This window comes from Enterococcus sp. DIV1307a (assembly GCF_050537425.1).
GTDB lineage: Bacteria > Bacillota > Bacilli > Lactobacillales > Enterococcaceae > Enterococcus > Enterococcus faecalis.
In genome coordinates, this window is sequence record NZ_CP172914.1 from 1,902,436 (window position 1) to 1,928,802 (window position 26,367).

Here is a 26,367-nt window from a genome sequence, read left to right on the forward strand (position 1 = left end):
ATTATCCGACTTTTGATGGATTTCTTCAAAAGTTAAGGTATTCGTAAACCTTATAAATTTATTATACCTCATTGGTCAGTAAAGGTCAATAAATAAATTGACCTTTTTTGACCTTTTTTGATAAAAAAAACCTAAAACAACTAAATATCACTGTTTTAGGGCTTTTTTCGCAATCACAACTAGTTTGACCAACTCTTTATTGCTTTGATTTATTAAAAATAAAGTTTTAACGTAAGATACTTTTTATCGGCATAGCTAACCAAAATAGCCAAACTGGTTATCGCTAAAAATAATTCGTACTCATAACCACTAAAACCACTTGCCAAACCAAAAGAAAAAATAGCTCCGACTAAAACTGCTATGAATCCTACTGATACCAAAGGAATTAAAAAGCCAATAATCATAAATAATCCACCAATTAATTCAATTGCTGCTACACCATAAACAAAAAGACTTGGCAAACCAATACTACCAAAAAACGCTAAAGTATCTTCCAATGACGTTACTTTCATCACTCCATGAATTAGCATCGTCACCCCTAGCCAAATTCTAATCACTTGAATGCCTCGCTGTTGTTTATCCATACTTCTCCTCCTTTGTTTGCATTAAATAGTTAATGTAACTATTTAAGTTACATTATAAAGGATAAATCGAAAAAAGTATAGAAAAAAACAAACGTATTTAACAATACGTTTGTTTTTTAATCCTTCAGTTTATAACATTATAAGAGAAAAGCGAGAAGAATCATCCTTCTTCTCGCTTTCTTGTTATCCTAAACCAACACGTTCAAAAATCGTGTCAACATTTTTTAAATGATAATGGTAATCAAAGGCATCATCTAGCTCTTCTTTTGATAAGACAGAAGTAATTTTTTCATCCGCATCTAGCAACGGACGGAACGCCGTTTGATGATCCCATGCGTAAGCTGTTTTTGGTTGGACCAGATCATACGCTTCTTCACGTGTCATGCCATGATCAATCAATTTTAACAAGACACGTTGGCTGTAAATTAGACCATAGGTCGCATCCATGTTACGTTTCATATTTTCTGGGAAGACCGTTAAGTTTTTGACAATATTACCAAAACGATTCAACATGTAATTTAGTAAAATCGTCGTATCGGGAATAATAATCCGTTCAGCAGACGAGTGAGAAATATCTCGTTCATGCCATAAACTCACATTTTCAAAGGCAGTAATGACATGACCACGAATCACACGTGCCAAACCAGTCATATTTTCAGAACCAATTGGATTCCGTTTATGCGGCATTGCCGAAGATCCTTTTTGTCCTTTTGCAAAAAATTCTTCTACTTCACGTGTTTCTGATTTTTGTAGACCACGAATTTCTGTTGCAAATTTTTCAATACTTGTCGCAATTAATGCCATGGCAGAAACATATTCTGCATGTAAATCACGTGGTAAAACTTGTGTCGAAATCTCTTGAGCACGGATCCCCAAATGTTCGCAAACATATTCTTCAACAAATGGTGAAATATTGGCAAAGGTACCTACGGCTCCACTGATTTTACCCGCTTCGACACCTTTGGCTGCATGTTCAAAACGTTCAATGTTGCGTTTCATTTCAGAATACCACAACGCTAATTTCAAACCAAATGTAGTCGGTTCTGCATGAACGCCATGCGTTCTTCCCATCATGACCGTATGTTTATACTCTTTGGCTTTGGCTCCGACAATCTCCGTAAATGTTTGTAAATCTTTCCGTAAAATATCATTCGCCTGTTTCAATAGATAACCATAGGCAGTATCCACAACATCTGTGCTGGTTAACCCATAGTGTACCCATTTTCGCTCTTCACCAAGCGTTTCTGAAACGGCACGAGTAAAAGCGACAACATCATGACGTGTTTCTGCTTCAATTTCTAAAATACGTGCAACATCAAATGATGCATTTTCTCGGATTTTTTGTACATCTTCTTTAGGAATCTCGCCAAGTTCTGCCCAAGCTTCATCCGCCAAAATTTCAACTTCTAGCCATGCCTTGTAGCGGTTCTCATCTGTCCAAATTGCGCCCATTTCGGGTCTTGTATAACGATCAATCATTGTACCTTATCCCCTCTTTACTCCTCAATTTTTGAAAAATAATTACGACCAAATCTTTGTTTCTTTAATTTCTTCCAGTGTTTCATCGATTTCTTTGGTTAATATAGTAATATGCCCCATCGCTCGTTGCGCTTTTGCTTCACTATGGCCATAATAGTGGAAATGCCAATCTGGATGTTCATTAATAATGTCCATCGTTTCATAGGCTTCATTCCCAAGCACATTGACCGTAACCGCTTCTGACAACAGTTGAATCGTTGGCATTGGCCAATTACATAAACCACGAATATGCGTATCATATTGGCTAAAAGAACAAGCATCTATTGAAAAATTCCCAGCATCTTCTGGACGAGGTAAAATTTTATTTACATAAATCCCGCCTGTTTCTGTATAAAACATTTCAATTGAAAGGGTGCCGACTAAACCAACTGCTTTAGCAATCACCTTAGCAATTCGTTGCAACTCGCCACTGACTTCGTCATCAATTCGGGCTGGCGCAATCGTTTCATGTAGCTTACGCTCTTTTTTAATTGTTTCCACAACTGGAAATGTCGCAAATTCGCCACGACCATTACCAGAAATCAGAACAGATAATTCTTTTTCGTAAGGAATCCAAGCTTCCAAGACACAGGTTCCTTCTCTCAGAAGATTCATGGATGGCGCTAAGTCTGAAGTACTATGTAGTACATAACGACCTTCCCCTCGCGTATTCTTCAAGATACACGGATAACCAATGCCATCAATTGCTTCTTGAATATCAGTCGGACTAACAATCGTTGCATAAGGTGCAATCACAATATTATTATCTTCCAAGAAACTTTTTTCCATTAAGCGATCTTGCGTAATCGCTAAAATGTCTGTTCCTTGTGGTATATTCGCTAAATGTTGAATCGCTGTTAACGCATCAACATCTGCATGTTCAAATTCATACGTAATCACTTGGGCACGTTTTGCCAATTTCTCTAACGCTTCAGGATCATTATATGCTCCTAATAATTGCCAATCGGCAACTTGTGCAGCAGGACAATCAATTTGTGGATCTAGCACACCCACTCGAAACCCCATTTCTCTTGCACTAAGGGCCATCATTTTTGCTAAATGTCCGCCACCAATGATACCAATCACTTGACCAGGTAATAGTGGTTTATCCAAGTTCATCACAACTTTCCATCACAGTTTTATCCTTAAAATCCTTCTGCGGTTTCTCGTCGCAGTCTAGCCTTTAAGAGTGCTCTTTTTACATGATACAAGGAAAAAGGCTCAACTTCAAGTGCCAGCAGTGTTTCCCTTAGGTTTTCTCATCAGAATTTATTAACATACTTTAGGATAAAACAGCGGTAACTTACTACTCGTCTCTTTGTAACCAAGCTTTTTTCTCTTTTTCTCTTCAGATTGATGAAAACATTAAATTTTTCTAAACGATGATGAGGTCAAAAAAGTATGAAAGAAAAGCCACCTGACCTTATCTATCATACTTTTTTGAAACTATTCGTTACTTTCTGAGGTTTCTTTTAAACCATTGAATAAAAGATTTAAAATAATTGCGGTAATGCTGCTCATGACAATTCCATTACCAGTAAACATGCTAACAGTTTCTGGTACTTTATTAAAGAGCGTCGGCATAATATTAAAGCCTAAACCAAAGCCAATTGAGATGGCAATAATTAATAAATTTTTGTCATTTGAGTAGTCAACTTTTGACAACATACGCATTCCTTGGACAGCCACCATTCCAAACATAACCAGCATTCCGCCGCCTAAAACTGGCTCTGGGATAATTTGGGCCATCGCACCAATTTTTGGTAATAAGCCTAAAATAATTAAGAAAAAAGCAGAAAAATAAATTGGTCGACGTGTTTTGATCCCAGATAATTGAACTAACCCGACATTTTGAGAGAAACCTGTATAAGGAAACGTATTAAAAATCCCCCCTAAAATGACGGCTAAACCTTCTGCATGATACCCACGACGTAAATCATCTTCGCCAATTTTCTTCCCTGTAATATCTCCTAAGGCAAAATAAACACCTGTTGATTCAACCATACTAACAATTGAAATAATAATCATCAACACAATAGAAGAAAGATCAAACGTTGGTTTGCCAAAATAAAATGGCTGTGGAAAATGAAACCACGTAGCTTGACCAACAGGAGACAAATCCACTAATCCCAGAAACGCAGCTAAAATTGTGCCGCCGACTAGGCCGATTAACACGGCAATTGACTTGATAAAGCCACGTCCCCAAACTTGCACAACAATGATTAAGGCAATTGTTACAAATGCGAGTAGCAAGTTTTTAGGATCACCAAAACTTTTGTCCGTTGCTAAGCCGCCACCCATTTTTTCAACAGCAACAGGAATTAAGGTCAAACCAATAACTGTAATGACTGTGCCGGTGACTAAAGGCGGAAATAGACGTTTAATTTTTGAGAAAAATCCTGCAATAAGAACGACAAAAATGCCCGAAGCAATAATTGAACCGTAAATTGCACCAACCCCTTTGTTCGTACCAATCATGATTAAAGGCGCAACTGCTTGAATGGCACAACCTAAAACGACTGGCAAGCCAATCCCAAAAAACTTATTCACCGTTAATTGTAAAAGTGTCGCAACGCCGCACATAAAAATATCGATTGAAATCAAATACGTCATTTGTTGCGAATCAAAATTCAAGCCGGTTCCGATTAATAAAGGTACGGCAACTGCTCCAGCATACATCGCTAATAAATGTTGCAATCCTAAAACGGCGGCTTTCCCATTTGGTGTTTCCGTCTGTTGTGGTGTATTCAATTGTTTTGTTTCCAAGATTATGCATCCTCCTCTAAAAACGTCACCGTTCCTTCACTTAATGAAGCAATACGTGCTAAAGAGACTACATTTAAGCCCATGTCTTCTAATAACTGACGACCATCTTGGAATGATTTTTCAATTACGATACCAATTCCTTCAACCTTTGCACCAGCCTGTTGGCATAATTCTACCAACCCTTTGGCAGCTTGTCCGTTAGCTAAAAAGTCATCAATAATCAACACTTTATCAGCATCAGATAAAAATTTTCTTGAAATGGAAATTTGACTTGTCACTTGTTTTGTAAATGAATAAACTGAAGCCGTTAAAAGCTCTTCATCCATGGTTAAACTTTTTGCCTTACGAGCGAAGATCATTGGCACGCCTAATTTTTGCGCTGCGTATAAGGCAGGAGCGATTCCTGATGCTTCAATTGTAATTACTTTGGTAATGCCTGCTTCTGCGAAAACCTCAGCAAAACGATTACCCATAGCCTCCATTAATTCTGGATCCACTTGGTGCGTAATAAAACTATCTACTTTTAAAACACCTTCACCTAATACACGGCCATCATTTTTAATACGTTCGACTAATTCCTTCACAATATGAACTCCTTTACTTATTTTTCGATAGATGCTTTGTTCTCATCCTGAGGAAAGGACGGTTCGTTAAAAACGAACGAAATAAAACAAAGTGCTATTTATATTCGTGTTCTAACAAAAGAAAAAAGCCCATTTTGCCAAAGCAAAAAAGGGCTATCCGCTCTTCTTCACTTATAGACCAGCATTTACGGTGCTGGGTAGAGACGGTCAACCGTATTTTGACCTTATACAAGCTTCTATGTTTCTCTAGGATAGTACAAAAATCTCTAACTTTCAATGGTTTAACAACTTTTTTTCATTAGAATTTTCAAATAATTGGTTCATTCTTCCATTGTTCCGTAAAAGCGAACATTAAATAGCCAAAAACACTTTGGCAGGATAGACTGCCAAAGCGTTTTTTTATTCTTCATCGGTTGCTTTTTCTTGTTCACGATATTTTTTCATTTTTTTGCTGAATAATTCACCGTTACTAGGGGGCGTATATGTAATAGCATTCGCTCCGGCGATAATGGTTTCATGGATACTCGATTCAGTTGGTCCTCCTGTTGCAATAATTGGTAATTCTGGATACTTGCCACGGAAATAGCGTACGGTGGCTGCAGTGTCTTTTCCTGCACTGATATTAATCATATCCACGCCAGCCGCAAGTTTTTCATCAATTGGCGTATGAATAGAAGTTACTGTGCTGATAATAGGAATATCGATTGCTTCATCCACCATTTTAATTGTTTCAATTGGTGTAGGACCATTCAAAACGACACCCATTGAGCCTTGTGCTTCTGCAAATAAACTCATATAAGCAGAACGCATGCCTTGTGTTAAACCGCCGCCGACTCCTGAAAAGACAGGAATATCCGCTGCTTCAATAATGCCTTTTGTAATCGCTGGATGCGGTGTAAAAGGATATACAGCAATCACTGCCTGTGCATCCGTATTGCGGATAATCGCAATATCTGTCGTAAAAATAATTGATTTTATTTTACGGCCAAAAATTTTAATGCCACTGGCTTGCCGAATAATCTCTGGCATTTTTACAATATCTTGTTTCAGCGGCGTCATAATTTCTGGAATCCACTTTTCGCTCATTGTCATCGTTCCTCCATGCTTAACGGTCGTATTTATTTAAATTGTATTCTTCAATTACATGAATGATCTTATCAGCGTATGTAGGATCCGTTGCGTATCCAGCATCTTGAAGCGCTTGTGCAGCCTCTTTATAATTTTTGGCTAACAAGACTTTTTCATATAAATTTGGATCCCAATCGACCCCATCAACAAATAACTTGGTATGATCTCGCATGGATTCTTCCCAATTGTCATAAACTCGAAAATCACCCTGAATCGTAATCCAGACCTCATTGACATACTCTTTTGTTTCTAAATTGACTTTTGGTTGATTGCCATATGCTTTAATCCCAAAAAGATTGTTATATTTCGATGCTAATTGACTTTGTCCAAAATTTGATTCTAAAACTGCTTGCCCCATAATAATACTTGGTAATACCCCGTAAGATTCTTGTAATTCACGTGCATACGGTGTGATTTCAGCAACAAATTCTTCTTTTGAGATGTTTTCATTTTGGCGATTGACTGACTCGCTTTGTCCCTTATCTGAATCAGAAAGGACAGATAACGAAAAGACAAAGGCCAAACCGACGACAACTACGCCTAAGAATAACTTTGGCAAATTCAGCTGCTTTTTTCTTTTTTTCTGATAGTTGCTCACTTCATTAATTCCCCACTTCATCTTTTATTTTCCGATAAAATGTTTCACTATCTTTCACTTTCGTGATTGATTTCATTTGTTACTATAACCGAATAATTGTATCATTTTCACAGAAAATTATCAACTTTCATCACTGCTTACGCTCGTGATTTCAGTACTTGATTCAGTGGTAGCAGTTGAAGAAACTGTACTACTTTCAGAAATTTTAGTGGATGATTTCACTGTTGTTTCAGTTGATGTGTGAACAGATTCTTCAACTGGCTTTTTGCCAAAAAAGACAAAAATTACCGCACCAAACATAATAATCACAGATAAAATCCCAGCAATTGTGTATTTCAAAAGACCATCCTTCCTATTCGTTATTCACCTACGTAAGTATCCATCAGATTTTCATTGACCCAATCTAATAATTCAACTTTTGAACCTTCCAATTGTCGTTGAATCGTAGCTGGTAACCGGAATGTAATAATGTCATCAAAACCCCATTCGCCATAGGCCAGCGTCACTTTCAAATCAATATAACCAGCAGCAATTTCTTGTTCCTGTTTATTGTTAGGAATCAATTCTACAACGCCCAAATCAGATTGTAGCCATTTTTTGGCAATTGTTGTTTTTAACCGTTTATATTCCGAAACAGCTAGGTTACGTTTTTCCGGAAATAAGATGGTTTGGCGGAGTATTTTTTGAGTCAGCATCCACTCATAATCCGTAAACAAATTCTTAATTTTTTGCATGACTTCATTGTCCAAACCAAATTGGCCTTCTTTCCAAGCTTGCCAATCGGCTGCTTGAATTTGATAAGCGGAGTAAAAATTTTCTTCTGTTTGGTACTGTTCAATAATTGCGTCAACAATAATATCTACATAAACTTGATGCATAATCATTCGCCTCCATTTTCTATTTTACTGAAATTCTCTAAAAAAAGCATCTTTTTATCTCTGGATTTTATCATATTTACAAAATTGTCCTTGTTTTCTAATTTCTCTTGTTTACAGTATAATAAATAATGAAGAAGATTTGAAGAAATTGCATAGATTAGGAGGACTTCTTTTGACAAAAAAATTATATCAATGGGGCATCGTAGGATTAGGTGGGATTGCCCACGAATTTGCTTCAACGTTTAAACAAGAAACTAGCCAACTTGCAGCTGTTGCTTCACGGACATTGTCTAAAGCAGAACAATTTGCCGCTGATTATTCAATCCCTAAAGCCTATGGTTCTTATGAAGAATTGCTAGCAGATGAAACAATCGATGTTGTCTATATAGCAGTGCCAAATAAACAACATGCTGAACACATTTTAAAAGCGCTCCAGGCCGGAAAACATGTGTTGTGTGAAAAAGCTATTACGATGAACGCGGCAGAATTAAAACAAGCCTTGGCAGTTGCAGAAAAAAATGACCTTATTTTAGCAGAAGCCATGACTATTTTTAACATGCCACTATACGACGAATTACGTCGCTTGATGGATGCTGGCAAATTTGGTCAGTTAAAAATGATTCAAGCACCATTTGGAAGTTACAAAGAACCCGATCCTAAAAATCGCTTTTTTAATCCTGACTTAGCAGGCGGCGCATTGTTAGATATTGGTACTTATGCGGTTTCGTTTGCTCGTTGGTTTCTCAGCTCACAGCCAGACGTTTTAGCTTCTAGCATGGTTCCTTTCTCTACTGGCGTTGATGAACAATCGGTGACATTGCTTCGGAATAAAGAAAATGAGTTGGCTACTATTTCATTAACATTCCAAGCAAAAATGCCAAAGCAAGGAATTGTTGCTTTTGAAGATGCCTATATTACCATTACAGATTATCCACGTGCAGATGAAGCGATTGTTCACTACAATGACGGTACGGTTGAGACCATCGTTTCTGGGTACTCAGCTGAAGCCATGAATTATGAAATCTACAATATGGTTGAAGCAATCAAAGGTACACAACCCAACCGCTCCTTATTTTTCACGACAGAAGTCATTGATATTTTGGACCAGATGCAAAAATTATGGCAGAATAAAAAAAAGAACTTCGGCTTTTGCTGAAGTTCTCTTTTTTATTTGTTCTCTATGGATAAATACGGTTTAACATACGTGGGAACGGAATCGCTTCACGAATGTGTTCATTACCAGTAATGAACGTAACAGCACGTTCTAAACCTAATCCGAAGCCAGAATGTGGCACAGAACCGTATTTACGTAAATCTAAATACCAGCTGTACTCTTCTTCTGATAAGCCAAACTCAGCTACTTTTTCTTTCAAATAATCATAATCAGTTGCACGCTCTGAACCACCGATAATTTCACCATAACCTTCTGGTGCAATTAAATCGGCACAAATTACAACATCTTCACGTGTTGGATGTGGTTTCATATAGAAGGCTTTAATTGCTTTTGGATAATTTAAAATGAATGTTGGAACGCCATAGTAATTTGAAATAAAGGTTTCATGTGGGCTACCAAAGTCTTCGCCCCATTCAATGTGATCATAATCATTGTTTGCTTCTTCTTTTTGTAATAACTCAATCGCATCATCGTAAGTAATACGTTTGAATGGCTCCGAAACATATTTTTCCAGTAACGCTGTATCACGTTCTAAAACATCCAATGGATATTGTTGATTTTTCAATACCGATTTAATTAAATGTTTTACGTAGGCTTCTTGAATATCTAGTGATTCTTCATGAGTTGTGTATGCCATTTCTGGTTCAATCATCCAGAATTCCGTTAAGTGACGACGAGTTTTGGATTTTTCCGCACGGAAAGTTGGTCCAAAAGTAAAGACTTTTCCAAATGCCATCGCACCAGCTTCTGCATATAATTGACCTGTTTGTGATAAGAATGCTGGTTGTCCGAAGTAATCTGTTTCAAATAATTCTGTTGTGCCTTCTGGTGCTGAGCCTGTTAAAATTGGGCTATCAATTTTAATGAATCCTTGTTCGTTAAAGAACTCGTAAGTAGCACGAATAATTTCGTTACGAACTAACATGATCGCATGTTGTTTGCTTGAACGTAACCATAAATGACGATGATCCATTAAGAAATCTGTGCCGTGTTCTTTCGGCGTAATTGGGTAATCTTCTGAAGCGCCAACGACTTCTAAATCAGTGATATCCATTTCATAGCCGAATTTAGAACGGCTATCTTCTTTGATAACACCAGTAACCATGACTGCTGTTTCTTGTGATAAATGTTTAATTTCTTGGAATTTTTCTGTACCAGCTTCTTCACCAAAGGCTTCAATGAAGTTTGGTTTGAACACGACACCTTGGAAAAAGGCTGTCCCGTCACGTAATTGTAAAAAGGCAATTTTCCCGCTTGAGCGTTTGTTAGCAATCCAAGCGCCAATTTTTACTGTTTCTCCAACATGTTTGCTTGAATCAATAATTTGAATTTGTTCCACGTTTGTCTCTCCGTTCATTTCTTAGTTTATTCTTTTAGGCGTTGTGCTGAATTCGTTTCTTTTCTATAAAGTCATTCATTCGCTCAATCGCTTTTTCTAACGTCATTAAATCTGTCGCATAGCTCATCCGCACATGTTCTGGTGCACCAAAGCCCTCTCCCGTTACCAGAGCAACATGCGCTTCTTGTAATAAATCTTCCACCCAGTTAGTCACGTTATCATACCCACAAATTTCTAACGTTTTTTTGACATTCGGGAATAGATAAAAGGCGCCTTCAGGTTTTATTAGCGAAACACCTGGCAAAGCTGCTACTTTTGGATAGATATGATTCAGGCGTTTTTCAAAGGCCTGACGCATGTCTTCAACTGTCGACTGTTCACCTGTTAAAGCCTCAATTGCCGCATATTGGCTAACTGCGACTGGATTACTGGTGGATTGTGAAGCGAGTTGTGTCATTGCTTGAATAATTTTTTCATCACCGACTGCAAAACCAATGCGCCAGCCTGTCATTGCATATGTTTTGGAAACACCATTAATAATGATTGTCTGTTGACGAATTGCTTCTGAGATGGTTGCAATTGGTGTGAACCGATGTCCATTGTACACCAAACGACCATAAATATCATCTGCAATAATGAGGATATTATGAGCAACTGCCCATTCACCAATTTGGCGTAATTCTTCTTCCGTATAAATAACACCAGTTGGGTTAGATGGTGAATTTAAAATGATTGCTTTTGTTTTGTCCGTTCGTACAGCTTCTAATTGTGCGACTGACACTTTAAATGATTGCTCTTGCGTGCTTGATACAAATACTGGCTTGCCTTCTGCTAATTTGACTTGTTCACCATAACTTACCCAATAAGGGACAGGGATAATCACTTCGTCCCCAACGTTCAAAATGGCTTGAAATAATAGATACAGCGCATATTTGGCACCATCTGTCACAATAACTTGCTTGGGTTGATAACGAAGTTGATATTCTCGTTCCACATAAGAGACAATTGCTTGCTTTAATTCAGGAATGCCGCCAGAAGGTGTGTAATAACTTGCTCTTCCATCCTCAATTGAAGCAATTGCTGCTTTTTGAATATTTTTCGGGGTTACAAAATCTGGTTCCCCAACCGTTAAGCTTAAAACATCTACACCTTTTGCTTTTAATGCTTTCGCCTTGGCGGCAGCTGCTAATGTAACAGAAGGAGTCAATTGCTGTGCTCGATTTGATACGTTCATACACCTTTCACTCCCACTTTCATCAAAACCTATCTAAATTAAATATCTTTGACAACGTTGATCTCTTCGCCTTTATCAAAGCTCATAAGATAATATGTTAGTACTCCTTGATCATTTTCGGTGACCACTTCCCATGCAGGGCGCTTATCATAAAGCCCTAACGTAGCTTTCATCACCGATTCATCGGGATGGGCTTTAGCAACAATGTCTGTTATTTGTTGTTCAGTTTGACCATCTTTTTGATTTAAGACCGTGACTTTTTCTCCCGATTTAGGGACAATCACGACAATCTCTGTGCCTTTATCATTTTTGCCGGTTAAAGTAAAATACGTATTTTTGCGTGTAAACCAGTAAAATTTATCAACTGTTTCTAAATTAGCAGAAGTTTTGGCAATTGCGGTTGCTTCTTTTTTGGCTTGAGCCATTGGTTGATTGGTTCGTACAAAAAAGATAATTATTGTTACAAGAATTGCTAAAAGGATTGCCAATAGGGTTAAAAGGACAGTAATCCGTTTCTTCTCTTTCTTTTCTTCTAATTCCTCCAAAAATCCTTCCATCCTCTCTAAACTTACTGGGTCTTATTATAGCAGAAAAATAGCGGCCTTTCACAAATATGACCTAAAAATAATCGATTATTTGTTTAAAAATTCCTTTAATTCTTCTAAAATTTCAGGCATGGGCGCTTCTTTTACTGAGAGTCCCTTAGGAAACGCTTTGATTAATCGTTTGCCATATTTTGCAGTGACTAAACGACGATCCAGAATCAGCAATGCCCCTCTGTCTTCTTCAGAACGGATTAAACGGCCCAGTGCTTGTCGCAAACGTAAGGCTGCTTTCGGTACCGCTTCTTGAGCAAATGGTTGTATCCCTTCTGCTTCTAAATACGCATATTTTGCTTGCACAAGTGGTCGTTTCGGGTTTTCAAAAGGTAAACGCGTGACTATCAATAACTGTAAAGCTGTTCCTGGTAAGTCCACACCTTCCCAAAAGCTATCGGCTCCTAGCAAGACATTTGGTTTTCCATTAGAGAACCGTTTAAGAATTTTTTCACGACTGCCGCTAATCCCTTGGGCGAGGACCTCTTGTCCTTTTTCCAATAATCTCGGCTGGACTTGATGATACACGGTGGACAATAATTCATGCGAAGTAAAAAGAACCAACATCGAACGTTCCTCTTGCGCCATCAATTTTTCAATGGTATCTGAAATGTATTGACCCATTTCATAGGAAGAGGCATTTTGAATGGCTACTGCTTCTTCCGGTACATAGACTCGCGCATTTTCTGCATAGTTATATGGCGTTGGCAGGGTTTTGAACGTCACCTCTGTTAAACCTAACCGTTGCGGTAAATACTTTTTATTGTTGCCAAACTTCAATGTGCCGCTTGTATAAATAATTCGTTCATACCGCGGATACCACTTTGTTTCAGGAAGCAAACTAGCTTCTAAGTCATGAATTTCAATCAAGCCATGGTCTTCATTTTGTGGTAAATATTCTTTTACCCAACGTGGACGCCAATCATCAAGATAAATGGTAAAACAGTGATGAATACGTTCAATTTCATCAAAAAATTGAAACAAGCGAACAAAAACGATGCGATCAGCCAAACTAAAGGTTTCCAACTGACTCATAATTGTTTGCTGTAACTTACTTTGAATAGTCAACAGCTCCTGCAGTAAAAGCTGGAGCGTTTGACTATGTTTTTCTCCCGCAGCAGATAAATAATCAATACGTTCTTTGGTTAAAAGCAACTCCTGATGGTCTATTCGCTTCTGCGTTTTACTAAATAAACGATGCAGTTCAAAAAGAAAATCTTGCCATTCATCCACAAAATCCAGTAAACCTTGCTGATAAATTTTTACAAGCCGCTGCTCTTCAGAAAACTGTTGAAAAATTTGCTGTAAAGCAACAAAAAGTTGTTCTTTTTCAATAAAATGCGTGACTTGTTTTTTTAGTATCACGCTGTTCACTCGTTCGCTCGCCATCCGACTAGCGATGTCTGGTAAATGATGTGCTTCATCAATAATTAGCCACGGACTTTCAGGTAATAACGGTTGTTTTCTTAGCGACTCTTGCGCCAAAAATGCATGATTAACAATCAACACGTTACTTTGAGCGACTTTTTTATACAGATGTCTTAAAAAGTCAACTTCATAAAGTTCATCTTTTTTTGAAAGAAAATCCAATCCGCGATGTGTAACTTCTTTCCAGAATAAATGATTTAAATTCGTCAATTGTAGTTCATCTAAATCGCCCGTTTCTGTTTCTAGCAACCAGACGAGAACGCCCATTTGATAAAGAGCGTATTGTTTTTGCGGAGTTGGCTGATTCAACGTTGCCTTAAAGCGTTGTAAATCAAGATAGTGTCGATGGCTTTTAATAACAATGCCTCGTAATTTCCCTTGGCAGATTTGATTGGCTAATGGTAAATCTTTTTCCACTAATTGATTTTGTAAAACAATCGAAACTGTTGAAATGATGACTGGTTTTTCTGGCGTTGCTAAATAGCTCATCGGCAACAGATAGCCTAATGTTTTTCCCGTTCCAGTCGCCGCTTCAATAAATAAATCTTTTGTCGTTCCTTCTGTAAAATGATCATAGACTAAATTCATCATCCGACTCTGTTCCGCACGATAAGCGAAACGTTCGCCAAACAGTTTTTCTTTGGCTTTTTTAGTTTTGGGATACGTACTAGTCTGATAGAACGTTTCTTCAAAAAGAGGAACTTCTTTTTTGCGTAAAGCAATGCCACTGACCACTTGATAAGCTGGATTTAATGGTGTGACTTGTTTTTTCATTTGTTCATACGTTTGTTGAATAAAAGCACTGGTTTCCCGCGCTGTCTGTTGACTTAATTCCGCAATTTTTTCCATAGTGACTAATGGTAAAGATTTCATTTTTTCTTGAATTAATAACAAAAGTTCGGCTGTAACCTGCGCATCACTATCTGCTTGATGGGGATTCTCATGAGACAAACCTAAGCTTTCCGACAAATCACTTAAACGGAAACTTTTTTCTGTCGGTAAAAAAATCTGTGCCAATTCCACTGTATCAATGGCTGGAATGGTAAGTGGCGGCGTGCCACACCGTACCAGTTCACGAGCTAAAAAATTATAATCAAAGTGGACGTTATGCGCCACAAAAATAGTATCTTCCAGATAATGATAAATTGTATATGCTACATCTTCAAAATAAGGCGCTTTTTGAACTTGCGTATTACTAATCCCCGTTAAACTTTGAATTTGTTTTGGTACTACTTGATTGGGATTCACATCTGTCGCAAAGTTCGCAATAATCTTTCCATCTTGAACGAGAACGCATCCAAACTGAATGATCCGATCACTTGTAGGATCTGTTCCAGTCGTTTCAAGGTCAACTACTGCATACACTTGTTTGTCTTTCAATGACTTCACGCCTTTCATTCATCTTTGAAAATTATACTACAATTTATAGGATTTTCACTAGTATTTCAAAAATTCTCTTGAAATCTTTTCCAGAAATAATAAGAAAGAGCCTGAAACAAAAATCCAAAGTGATTTTTGTTTCAGGCTTAAAAGCTGATAAATTGAACGGTTTTGTCTTACCTTCTCCTAAATAAACGATTAATAACAGTCAAGGATTTTCTGCATATACTGGTTTAATTGCCCATAGCCTTCCAATTCTCTGATTACTGGGAGCGGACAACGAACCTTTTTATTAAATAGTGTCCGCTTTTCAACATATTCTGTAACTTCGTCTAAAAATTTATCTAATCCTTTTTCTAGTTTCATACAACTTAACTGATTGCAAATTCGCACGTCTCCTGCCTTTTTCTTTTGAACTTGTTTAAATGATTGTGAGAATGCTTTTGCTTCAAACATTTGTGCTTCTAACTGTCTTTTTTCAATCGTTATTTTCGGTACTGCTTGATTTCCATCAGTATCCTCTAACTGGCGACTCATAAAGCGACGATAAATTTCCTCTTCTAATTCGTCCAATTGTCGTTGAAAGTCTGCAGGAATTGTCCGACTTGATGAATTTTCTTTCTCACTTTCCATAGAGACAGCTTCTTTTTCTGGCTTCTGCTCCTCTTCTTTTTCGGCAGACTTATTTACTGAATTTAGCGAGCTTTTTTCTGTTTCTTGTGGAAAAGTAAATAAAGGTTTTGCCGCGGTACTCTGCTGGTTTTCTTGTTTTTTTTCTGGCTGTGCTTCTTTAATTGGCGCTGGTTCAGATAACACTGGTTCTTTCGCTGGTTCTTCAAGTACTAGTTTGTTAACGGGAAGCACTGCTTCACTTGTTGCTACAGTTGTTTCACCTTCTTGATTTTCCAGATTATCAGGCGATAGATTGACGTCTGGTTGTTCCAGATTAGTATCCTCTGATACTTTCAGCGATGCCTGTTCTGCGGCTATCACAGGAGAAGCTCTTTTCAAATGGATCGTTTTTATTTGTCTAGAAATGACGGGATTTCTCGTTTGATTAACGGCTTCATTTAAGGAGGCTAAATTTTCTTTTAAAAGTGTCAACATTTCACGTAAGACAGCAATTTCACCAGCTAATTCCGTTAATTGATTTTCTTGCGGCACTACTTGCACATTGGTTTCATTCATACGGACTGTTTTTTTATTTTTAGTTGTCGGTATTTCATACATCCATTGTTTCAGTGCGAATCGTAAGTCACGAGTGGTCGGCTCAAAGCTTCCAAAATAAACAGTGTAGTACATTAACTCCGTTTCAACATAGACATGAATCTTTTTAACAATTAACTCTTCAAACTGTTCTGATTCATCCCAACTTTCACATAAAGCCTCAAAAAATTGTTCCCCTTCTGCTAAATTTTGGTACTCTTTCGCTAAATAAAGCTTGCGAATTAAGTAAAAATTATACGGTGTTTCAACATTATCCGCATAAATTTCTCGTCCTAAAAAATCTGGATTCGTTTCTTTACAAAGAAAGACCGTTTTCTCTTCTGGTTGTGTTTCAAGTGTTTTAGTCATGAGGTTCACTTCCTTATTCTCCGTTAATAACCATTTTTAATGATAGATACCTTTAGTATACAGGAGAAATTCTTCTGATTTTCTCATATTTTTAAGAGACAATAGAAATTTTAGAGAAAAATCGACAGAAAAAAACGTGAGACAAACAGTCCTATTGACCATTTATCTCACGCAAAATACTTAAACTGACTATTTTATCCTTGAAACATGTAACCAATTATTCTGCTGAATCAATTGGCAAAATCGTGTCTTTTTTCTCGCGACGTGCAATTGCTGGTAAAATCATTCCTAATAGAATTAAGACGATTGGTGTCACAATGTTAGAAGCTAATTGGAACAACCAGCCTTGAGGGTCTGAGGCATACTCAAATTTAGGCACCATTCCTAGGATACAAGCAAAGGCTGTAAATAGGAAACACCAAAGACCAAACACAAAACCAATTTTAGGATTTTTAACAAATTTATATTCTGAATTAAATTGTTTGTATGCTTTGTTTAGAAGCATATAGGCAAAGAAGACCCACAAGTAACGCATTGGCATAACTACAGAATTTAAGTTAGTTAGCCATTTAACCACTTCGTTCATGTCCTTCAACCCAAACATCGGTAAAGCGATAATAATACTTACTAAAATACCTGTTAATAGGTAACCATTAATTAACGTACCTTTTTTCGTACGTTTACGTAACCAACTTGGAACAAATTCTGGATCTGCTTCAGCTAAAAGAATTTTCAGTGGAGCATCAATTGAAAAGGCTAACGCAGCCACTTGACCCACTGTATTCGTCAAAGCATAAACAATCATTAAGAGATTACCGACACCATAATATGCGCCTAATTTTTGGAAGGCACTATAGGCACCATTTGCCATTAAATCTTTAGGAATATTGTCACTTGAGAATAACATTCCCATTGCAAATGAACCTAAAACAGCCGATAAACCAACCATTGCCGCTAGGAAAATCATTCCTTTAGGGAACTCTTTGGCTGGATTTTTAGTTGCATTTACGTAAGGAGAAATTTTTTCAGCGCCACCTACCGCAAAAACTAACATTGATACGGTTGTAAAATAACTAAAGTCAAATTTAGGAATGTAAGTACTGACTTGTGACATGTTTGGCGTCGCAAATTCAACCGTTGAATTAATAAATGGTGCGCCTACCGCTAATAAAATGAATAAAATAGACATCACAAACATGGCGGTTCCAGCTAAACCACCAATAACTTTTAAGGTGGTTAACCCTTTTGTTGATAATAACAAGAAAACCAAGAAAATTATTAATGAAATAAATGATACCGTTACGATTGGCATCGTATTGACTAAGTTTCCATTCCCTTGAACTGCCCAACCTAAGGCAATTAAAATTGCTTGTGGTTTTTGTGCCAAGTAAGGAATGTGCACTACCCAATAAGTCCATGCTGCATAATAGGCTAGACGTTTAGTACTGGTATTTTGCACCCACGAACTAACCCCACCATTACTGTCTTTAAATGTTGAACCTAACTGTCCTACGATTAACGCATAGGGAATAAAATATAAAACTAAAATCAAAAGCCATGAAGTGACCACTGAAATCCCTTGTTGTGCATAATTATTCACAACATTTCCAAGACCCCAGACCATGTTAAAGGCAATTAACCCGACGGTGAACCATCGTAATTGCTTTTTGTCCATATAACCAATTCCTTTCTTATTAAAAAAAATAAAGCTCTTCATTTATCATAAGCATTTTACTTTTTATGCACAAGCTCAACATAATTAAATAAAGATGGCTTTTTAATAAGTAATTAAAACGCTTCTAGCAATGATTTTCTAATTTATTTGATGACTAAAAAAGGCCGGTGAATAAGTTGCTTCACCAGCCTTTTTCTAAGAGATTTTTCTTTTATAACATATCAAATAATGATAATTGGTTTTCATCTGGCAAGTCTTTTAAGACACCATTTTCATTCATGTATTCAATTAACGTTTTAGAAACTTTGCCTCGTGTTGCCAAATCTTCTTTCGATAAGAACGGTTGCTCTTCTCGCGCAGCAACAATGGCTTTCGCTACGTTGAGGCCTAAACTTGGCACTGCTCGGAAAGGTGCAATCAAGGTATCCCCTTCAATCACAAAATTTTCAGCATCTGATTTGTACAAATCAATCATGCCAAATTTATAGCCTCGTTCCAACATTTCATTACATAATTCTAAAACCGTTAATAAGTTTTTCTCTTTAGTGGAGGCGTCCATCCCTTTGTCCGTAATTTCTTTCATTCGTGCTTTCACAGCTTCTTTCCCTTGTGACATTGCCACTAAGTCAAAGTCATCCGCCCGAACGGAGAAAAATGCACAGTAATATAAGATTGGGAAATAAACTTTAAAGTAAGCGACCCGCAATGCCATTAATACGTATGCTGCCGCATGGGCTTTCGGGAACATATATTTAATTTTAGAACAAGAATCAATATACCAGTCAGGGACGTTGTTTTCCTTCATCGCATTTAAATACGTATCCCGTAGTTCATCAGGAATCTTATTCCATTGTCCTTTACGTACCGTTTCCATAATCTTAAAGGCCATCCCACTGTCCAAACCAGCATGAATTAAATATACCATGATATCATCCCGACAACCAATTACTTCAGCAAGATTGGCTTCGCCACGACGAATCAATTCTTCTGCATTCCCTAGCCACACATCAGTTCCGTGAGACAGTCCAGAAATTTGAAGTAATTCTGCAAAAGTTGATGGATGGGTCTGTTCTAACATACCTCGAACGAAACGTGTCCCAAATTCAGGAATTCCTAAAGTTCCTGTTTTAGAATAAATTTGCTCTGCATCCACACCTAGAACATCAGGTCCTTCAAAAATACGCATCACTTCTGGATCGTCTGTTGGGATTGTTTTTGGCTCAATCCCAGATAAATCTTGTAACATCCGAATCACGGTCGGATCATCATGTCCTAGAATATCAAGTTTTAAAATATTATCGTGAATGGAATGGAAATCAAAGTGCGTCGTTTTCCATTCTGCCTCTTGATCATCAGCAGGGTATTGGATTGGCGTAAAGTCATAAACATCCATGTAATCAGGAATTACAATAATACCGCCGGGATGCTGCCCAGTCGTCCGTTTAACCCCTGTTGAACCTTTAGCTAAGCGATCAATTTCAGCGCCGCGCAAATGTAAATTATGATCTCTTTCATATCCTTTAACAAAGCCATACGCTGTTTTGTCGGCTACTGTACCAATGGTTCCTGCCCGGTAGACATATTCTTCACCAAAAAGAACTTTCGTGTAGTTATGGGCTTCGGCTTGATAATCGCCAGAAAAGTTCAAATCGATATCGGGAACTTTGTCGCCATGGAACCCTAAGAACGTTTCAAAAGGAATGTCGTGACCATCTTTAAACAATCGAGCACCACATTTTGGACAGGCTTTTTCAGGCATATCAAACCCTGAACCATAGGAACCATCTTCATAGAACTCAGAATATTGACACTCAGGACAATAATAATGTGGCGCTAAAGGATTTACTTCAGTAATCCCTGTCATTGTCGCAACAAAACTCGAACCGACAGAGCCCCGTGAACCGACTAAATAGCCGTCTTCATTACTTTTATGCACCAGTTTTTGAGAAATTAAATAAATGACCGAGAAACCATTCCCGTTAATCGAATTCAGTTCCTTTTCTAACCGTTTTTCGACAATTTCTGGTAAAGGATCGCCATACAATTCGCGCGCACGATTGTAGCTTAAATCAGTGATTTCTTGTTCAGACCCAGGAATTTTCGGCGTATACAAATCGTCTTTTACTGGAATAACTTCTTCACATAAATCAGCGACTTTGTTGGGATTTTCTACTACAATTCGCTTAGCGACGTCTTGTCCTAAAAATTGAAATTCCGTTAACATTTCATCGGTGGTTCGGAAATGAACCTTTGGTAAACTATGGCGATTTAACGGATTAGCGCCACCCATAGACCCGACTAAAATTTTCCGATAGATGGCATCTTCTTCATTTAAATAATGAACATTTCCAGTGGCGACAACCAGCTTGCCAAGTTCGTCACCGATTTTCACTAGATTACTAATAATTTCTTCCAAATCTGCTTCATTTTTCACCAATTCTTGTTCAATTAATGGCGCGTAAACTGGTTTGGGCATAACTTCAATATAATCGTAGAATTTGGCACGATTTTTTGCTTCTTCGACACCTTTTTGCATCATTGCTTCAAAAATTTCGCCGTTTGAACATGCGGAACCGATTAAAAGCCCTTCTCTTAACTTCGATAATTGCGAACGAGGAATCCGTGGTACTCGGAAAAAATAATCTACATTGGACATCGAAATCAATTTAAAAAGATTTTTTAATCCTGCTTGAGTTGTTGCTAAAATCGTTGCATGGAAAGGTCGAGCTCGTTTGTATGAATCTCCTTCGCCAATATGACGATTCAAATCATCATGGAAATGCATATCATGATTCTCTTTCGCTTCTTTTAAGAAAATCCAGCACAAATGACCTGTTGATTCCGAGTCATAGATGGCGCGGTGATGTTGTTCTAAGTTGACGCCAAATTTTTTCGATAAGGTATTTAGACGATGGCTTTTGAAATGTGGATACAAGAATCTGGATAATTCTAATGTATCGATGACGGGATTAGCCGCTTCAGGTATTCCATGTTTGCCATAACTTGTGTTTAAGAACCCCATATCAAAAGAAGCGTTGTGGGCCACTAAAATAGTTCCTTCTGAAAACTCTTTAAACATGCGTAAAACTTCTTCTTCGGATTTTGAACCGCGCACCATTTCATCTGTAATCCCAGTTAAATTGATCGTTGTTTGAGATAATGGATGGCCAGGATCAATAAATTGCTCAAATGTCTCAATGACATTTCCTTTGTGCATTTTGACAGCGGCCAATTCAATAATTGTATCATAAACAGCGGAAAGCCCCGTTGTTTCCACGTCAAAGACCACATAGGTAGCATCTGTTAATTCAATATGTTCTTCGTTGTAAGCAATAGGTACACCATCATCAACAATATTGGCTTCCACGCCGTATAAAATTTTAACGCCTGCTTTTTTACCTGCAGCATGGGCATCAGGAAACGCTTGGGCGCCGCCATGATCCGTAATTGCGATGGCCTTGTGCCCCCATTTCCCCGCTTGCGCCACTAAGTCACCGACTTTATTGGTCGCATCCATTGTACTCATGTTACTATGCATGTGTAATTCTACACGTTTTTCACCTTCTGGCGCGTAGTCTTTTCTTGGCGCATGGGCGACTTCCATCAAATCTTGAGCATTCATGACTAAATCACGCATGAAGGTATCTTCTTGTACACTACCACGAACACGAATCCAACTTTGCGGTTGAATCGCATCAAAAACTTGTTCATCTTTTTCCCCATTCGAAAATTTCTTCACCACGAAAGAGGAAGTATAATCAGTAATTTTCAAAATTAAAATTTTTCGTTTAGAACGCAATTCACGCACTTCTTTATCAAAAATAAAGCCTTCAATCGTTATCCGGCGTTCTTCTTCCAGTATATTTCCCATTGGCATAATGGGTTCATCATTGGGAATATTCCGACCTAAACGAATTGGACCATCAAAAGCAGGCGCTTGTTGTTGTTTTTCTTTTTTCATTTGTTCATGTTTAACAAGCGATTCAGCAGCTTGTTGTTGAAAGGCTGCGGCTTGTTCTAATTTTTGCTCTTCAAACTTTTTCAGCACTTCTGCAGCTTGCTGTTGATCCATTTTTGGTTCAATATGAAATTTAGGAAACCCGTAAGAGAAATAAAGTTCCTCAATAATTGGTAAATATTGTTGCTTCAAATAAGGAATAACTGCTTCATTGTCAACAGGTAAGATAATTTTCCGATCTTCAAATTGTGGTGTCTGTGTTTTTAAGACTTTCTGAACTAACGGCGTATTGCATTGACTATTTAACAAGGCCAACTGCCAATAATCCGTTAATTGTTCCTCTGTAAATGTTGTCTGATTTGTGGTTATTTGAACGGAAACCTGCGCAATTTGTTGAAAAGCTAGTTCCAATTGTTGCATAAATGTTTGATATAGCATCACTGGCATCAATTCATCAAAACTTAAATGAAATTCCCATAAGCGACTTTGTTGGTGAACAATGACCTTGTCAATCCGGCCATTTTGAATTAAGGGATGTTCTTTCGCTGTGTCATCTAACTGAATTTGCGTCATCAGTTTATCAAATAAATCGCGTGCTTTTTCTGTCACAAAATGAACCTCCTTCTATCATTGAAAAAAGGCCCTCAGACAAATCTGTCAAGTGCCTTTTTTCGGTTTCTCTGCATTCGCTTCTCTATTAAGTATACTCGTTTTTTGTAAAAAAACAATCTTGTTTCTTTTCTAAAAAGAGCTAAGAAGAGCTTGAAGCAAAAATCACTTTAGATTTTTGCTTCAAGCTTAAACGCTGATAAGTGGCGGAAACAGTTTATCCTAATCATTCTGTCCGCCCTTTTCATTATTATTCCACTTCTGATGTTGTGTTCATCAAAATAGAAAGTGTACTTTCTAATTCTTCTTTGCGTACTTCCAACATTTCACCAGTACGTTTGATTTTGACTTCTACCACACCATCGACTGCTTTTTTCCCGACTGTGATACGGATTGGACAACCAATTAAATCAGCATCAGCAAATTTTACGCCTGCACGCTCGTTGCGGTCATCAACTAATACTTCGTAGCCCGCTTCGGTCATCATTGCTTCAACTTCTTGTGATAGTTTTGTTTGATACTCATCTTTCACATTCATTTGGACCACGTGTAAATCAAATGGCGCAATTCCTGTTGGCCAATTAATACCGCGCTCGTCTGCATTTTGTTCAACGATTGCTGAAAGTAAACGACTAACGCCGATGCCATAGCAACCCATGATCACTGATTTTTCACGACCGTTTTCATCTAAAACTGTTGCGCCCATAGCATCACTGTAACGCGTTCCTAATTTAAAGATATGACCAATTTCGATTCCTTTAGTAAAGGCTAAGACACCATTGCCATCAGGAGAAGGATCGCCTTCTTGAACAAAGCGTAAATCTTCGTAACTAATTGGTTGGAAGTCACGATCTGGATTTACATTTGTCAAATGATAGCCATCTTCGTTAGCCCCAACAATGGCGTTGGCTAAATCTTGAACAGCTAAATCTGCATAAATTTTAACATCTTCGGAAACATTGACTGGACCAATTGAACCAAAGCCCGCTCCTAAGACACGGCGAGCATCTTCTTCTGTTGCTTCATCTAAGAAATCAGCGCCTAAGAAGTTTTTCAATTTGACGTCATTGACATCATGATCGCCACGAACCAAGACCATTACTGGCTCTTCATCGGCAATAAATAGTACTGATTTAATAATTCGTTGTGGCTCAACTTCAAAGAAGTTTGCCACTTCGGCAATTGTACCCACTTCTGGTGTTGCAATTTTTTCTAAATCTAATTGTGTTTCATGTGATTTTTTCGGCGTATAAAGACTTGTTGCCATTTCTAAATTGGCAGCATAATCACTTTCTGTTGAATAACAAATAGTATCTTCCCCAATTTCAGAAATCGCCATAAATTCTTTAGAATCTTTACCACCCATGGCACCACCGTCCCCAATAATGGCACGGAATTCTAGTCCACAGCGTTCAAAAATGCGTGAGTAAGCTTTTTCGTAATCACGGTATGATTGATCTAAACTAGCTTCATCGGCATGGAAAGAATAGCCATCTTTCATGATAAATTCACGGCCTCTTAATAAGCCAGAACGTGGGCGTTTTTCATCACGATATTTTGTTTGAATTTGGTATAAATTCAAAGGTAATCGTTTGTAAGAATTGATTTCATCACGAATTAATTCTGTGAAGGTTTCTTCATGCGTTGGGCCTAAGATATAGTCACGGTCATTGCGATCTTTTAAGCGATACAAGTTAGGTCCATAAGTTTCATAACGGCCTGATTCTTTCCAAAGTTCTGCTGGTAATAACGCAGGCATTAACATTTCAACTGCATCAATTTTCTCAAATTCTTCTCGCATAATCGTTTTTAATTTTTCTAAAACACGATTGGCTAAAGGTAAATAAGAATAGATCCCTGCAGCGACTTGACGAATATAGCCTGCGCGCAACAGAATTTGATGACTTAAGACTTCTGCATCATTTGGTACTTCTCTTAACGTTGGAATTAACATTTTTGACTGTTTCATTAAAACTCTCCTCTATTTTAAAATCAACTATTTTTGATTTCTTTACACACTTTTTTACTTAAACTTTCTCCTTAAAAGAAAAAGCGTTGAATATCGTTCCAAGTAACTAACACCATTAACACCATGACAAACCCAAAGCCAATTAACGTAATGATGCCTTCTTTTTCAGGACTAATTGGTTTTCCACGTACACCTTCAATAATGTTTAAGACAATTTTCCCGCCATCTAAAGCTGGGATTGGCAACAAATTAATAATCCCTAAGTTCATTGACAACATGGCCATTAAGAATACAACTGTACTTACTCCAGCATTGGATGCTTCTTCCGATAACTTAAACATCATGACTGGCCCACCTAGTTTGTTTAAACTAAAGCCTGTGAATAGTGAGCCCAGTGCTTTAAAAATCTGTGTCGTACTATTTAAAGTATCCTGAATACCGCCCATCAATTTTGACGGTAAATCGGTTTTCATATAAGGATAAACGCCGACTTTACCAATCGTTTGTTTTTCCACTTTTTGTTTTTCTGGTGTCACTGTTAGTTGCTCTTCTTTGCCGTTACGCTCAACTATGAACGTTAACGGCTTTTCGGGGTTCTTCTGCACAATGGTTGTAAAATCTTCGTATTTTTTGATTTTTTGATTATTAATCGATAAGACTTTATCATTTTCTTTCAACCCAGCTTCTGCCGCTGGGCCATTAGGAATCACTTGTCCAATTTGGTTCGTGTTTAAATCAGTGACGCCCCCTTGTAGAAAGACCGCTAACGTAAACAGAATAAACCCTAAGATAAAGTTATTCATGGGTCCCGCAAAGTTCGTTAAAATGCGTTGCGATAATTTAGCTGATTGAAATTGAACGTCAAGTGGCGCAATCCGCACCTCGGTTCCATCACTTTCAATAATCGTTGCATCATGGTCAACTTTATAAACGGTTTCTTCTTCCTCGTTTCCATTTACATAGCCCTTGATGAATAATTCTTTTTCAAGATCAAAATCAACGACTTCCATCGGAATACTATGAGGTAATTGTACTTTTTTACTTGTATTAATTTTAACCACATTACCCACGGCATTTAACTCAACAGATAGAGGCATACCTGGTGTGATTTCTGTCATGTCTTCGCCCATCCCAGCCATTCGCACATAGCCACCAATCGGCAATAAGCGAATCGTATAAGTGGTGCCATCTTTTCCACGATGCGCAAAAATCTTTGGTCCCATTCCGATTGCAAACTCACGAACTAAAATACCCGCTCGTTTTGCAAAATAAAAGTGGCCAAATTCATGTACGAGGACAAGAATACCGAAGACAATAATGAATGTGATAATTGTTTTCATAGATGTCCTTCTTCCTTCATTCACTGACGTTCAG

19 protein-coding genes and 1 riboswitch are annotated in these 26,367 nt (G+C 37.7%); of the genes, 1 reads left to right on the forward strand and 18 read right to left on the reverse strand.

Annotated features, from left to right (window positions below; translation table 11 throughout):
* Positions 1 to 212 precede the first annotated feature (212 nt).
* The 9 genes from IGL90_RS09235 to IGL90_RS09275 form a co-directional block, all read right to left on the reverse strand.
* Entirely contained in the window at positions 213 to 584 is a 372-nt protein-coding gene (locus IGL90_RS09235) for a DoxX family protein (protein ID WP_002362881.1), read from the reverse strand.
* A gap of 183 nt (positions 585 to 767) precedes the next feature.
* Entirely contained in the window at positions 768 to 2,063 is a 1,296-nt protein-coding gene (gene purB / locus IGL90_RS09240; RefSeq protein WP_002356808.1) for an adenylosuccinate lyase, read from the reverse strand.
* A gap of 42 nt (positions 2,064 to 2,105) precedes the next feature.
* Positions 2,106 to 3,221, reverse strand: a complete 1,116-nt coding sequence (gene purK, locus IGL90_RS09245) for a 5-(carboxyamino)imidazole ribonucleotide synthase (protein WP_002382795.1) — start codon at positions 3,219 to 3,221, stop codon at positions 2,106 to 2,108.
* Positions 3,222 to 3,548: 327 nt separating this feature from the next.
* Positions 3,549 to 4,868 (reverse strand): nucleobase:cation symporter-2 family protein, encoded by a 1,320-nt coding sequence (locus IGL90_RS09250; protein WP_002382793.1) that lies wholly within the window; start codon positions 4,866 to 4,868, stop codon positions 3,549 to 3,551.
* Between the two features lie 2 nt (positions 4,869 to 4,870).
* The gene (locus tag IGL90_RS09255; RefSeq protein WP_002356804.1) at positions 4,871 to 5,452 is read right to left on the reverse strand and encodes a xanthine phosphoribosyltransferase; all 582 of its coding nucleotides are present in this window, start codon (positions 5,450 to 5,452) and stop codon (positions 4,871 to 4,873) included.
* Positions 5,453 to 5,606: 154 nt separating this feature from the next.
* A riboswitch (purine riboswitch) is annotated at positions 5,607 to 5,704 on the reverse strand.
* A 147-nt stretch (positions 5,705 to 5,851) separates the two neighbouring features.
* Entirely contained in the window at positions 5,852 to 6,538 is a 687-nt protein-coding gene (locus IGL90_RS09260) for a hydrolase (protein WP_002356802.1), read from the reverse strand.
* A gap of 19 nt (positions 6,539 to 6,557) precedes the next feature.
* The gene (locus IGL90_RS09265) at positions 6,558 to 7,199 is read right to left on the reverse strand and encodes a glycoside hydrolase family 73 protein (RefSeq protein ID WP_002366997.1); all 642 of its coding nucleotides are present in this window, start codon (positions 7,197 to 7,199) and stop codon (positions 6,558 to 6,560) included.
* Between the two features lie 99 nt (positions 7,200 to 7,298).
* On the reverse strand, positions 7,299 to 7,478 hold the full coding sequence (locus tag IGL90_RS09270; RefSeq protein ID WP_002384259.1) for a hypothetical protein: 180 nt from the start codon (positions 7,476 to 7,478) through the stop codon (positions 7,299 to 7,301).
* Positions 7,479 to 7,537: 59 nt separating this feature from the next.
* Positions 7,538 to 8,062, reverse strand: a complete 525-nt coding sequence (locus IGL90_RS09275) for a hypothetical protein (RefSeq protein WP_002382789.1) — start codon at positions 8,060 to 8,062, stop codon at positions 7,538 to 7,540.
* A 166-nt stretch (positions 8,063 to 8,228) separates the two neighbouring features.
* On the opposite strand from IGL90_RS09275, the gene IGL90_RS09280 reads away from it, so the two are divergent.
* On the forward strand, positions 8,229 to 9,212 hold the full coding sequence (locus IGL90_RS09280; protein WP_430604638.1) for a Gfo/Idh/MocA family protein: 984 nt from the start codon (positions 8,229 to 8,231) through the stop codon (positions 9,210 to 9,212).
* 22 nt (positions 9,213 to 9,234) lie between these two features.
* On the opposite strand, the gene asnS is transcribed toward IGL90_RS09280, so the two are convergent.
* From asnS to rseP, 9 genes are all read right to left on the reverse strand, one after another.
* Entirely contained in the window at positions 9,235 to 10,587 is a 1,353-nt protein-coding gene (gene asnS / locus IGL90_RS09285; protein WP_048738003.1) for an asparagine--tRNA ligase, read from the reverse strand.
* A 16-nt stretch (positions 10,588 to 10,603) separates the two neighbouring features.
* Positions 10,604 to 11,803 carry a pyridoxal phosphate-dependent aminotransferase gene (locus IGL90_RS09290; RefSeq protein WP_002359774.1) on the reverse strand — a complete coding sequence of 400 codons (1,200 nt, stop codon included), beginning with the start codon at positions 11,801 to 11,803 and terminating at the stop codon, positions 10,604 to 10,606.
* 38 nt (positions 11,804 to 11,841) lie between these two features.
* A complete protein-coding gene (locus IGL90_RS09295) occupies positions 11,842 to 12,360 on the reverse strand; it encodes a DUF5590 domain-containing protein (RefSeq protein WP_002382785.1) in 519 nt (172 codons plus the stop codon).
* 75 nt (positions 12,361 to 12,435) lie between these two features.
* Entirely contained in the window at positions 12,436 to 15,225 is a 2,790-nt protein-coding gene (locus IGL90_RS09300) for an ATP-dependent DNA helicase DinG (RefSeq protein ID WP_048738000.1), read from the reverse strand.
* Positions 15,226 to 15,405: 180 nt separating this feature from the next.
* Entirely contained in the window at positions 15,406 to 16,782 is a 1,377-nt protein-coding gene (locus IGL90_RS09305; protein ID WP_048737998.1) for a hypothetical protein, read from the reverse strand.
* 217 nt (positions 16,783 to 16,999) lie between these two features.
* Entirely contained in the window at positions 17,000 to 18,457 is a 1,458-nt protein-coding gene (locus tag IGL90_RS09310; RefSeq protein ID WP_002356790.1) for an amino acid permease, read from the reverse strand.
* Between the two features lie 211 nt (positions 18,458 to 18,668).
* The gene (locus IGL90_RS09315) at positions 18,669 to 23,024 is read right to left on the reverse strand and encodes a PolC-type DNA polymerase III (RefSeq protein WP_002381593.1); all 4,356 of its coding nucleotides are present in this window, start codon (positions 23,022 to 23,024) and stop codon (positions 18,669 to 18,671) included.
* 250 nt (positions 23,025 to 23,274) lie between these two features.
* Positions 23,275 to 24,993 (reverse strand): proline--tRNA ligase, encoded by a 1,719-nt coding sequence (locus IGL90_RS09320; RefSeq protein WP_002359769.1) that lies wholly within the window; start codon positions 24,991 to 24,993, stop codon positions 23,275 to 23,277.
* Between the two features lie 71 nt (positions 24,994 to 25,064).
* Positions 25,065 to 26,333: an RIP metalloprotease RseP gene (rseP, locus tag IGL90_RS09325; protein WP_002408800.1), complete on the reverse strand. Its 1,269-nt coding sequence runs from the start codon at positions 26,331 to 26,333 to the stop codon at positions 25,065 to 25,067.
* Between the last annotated feature and the right edge of the window lie 34 nt (positions 26,334 to 26,367).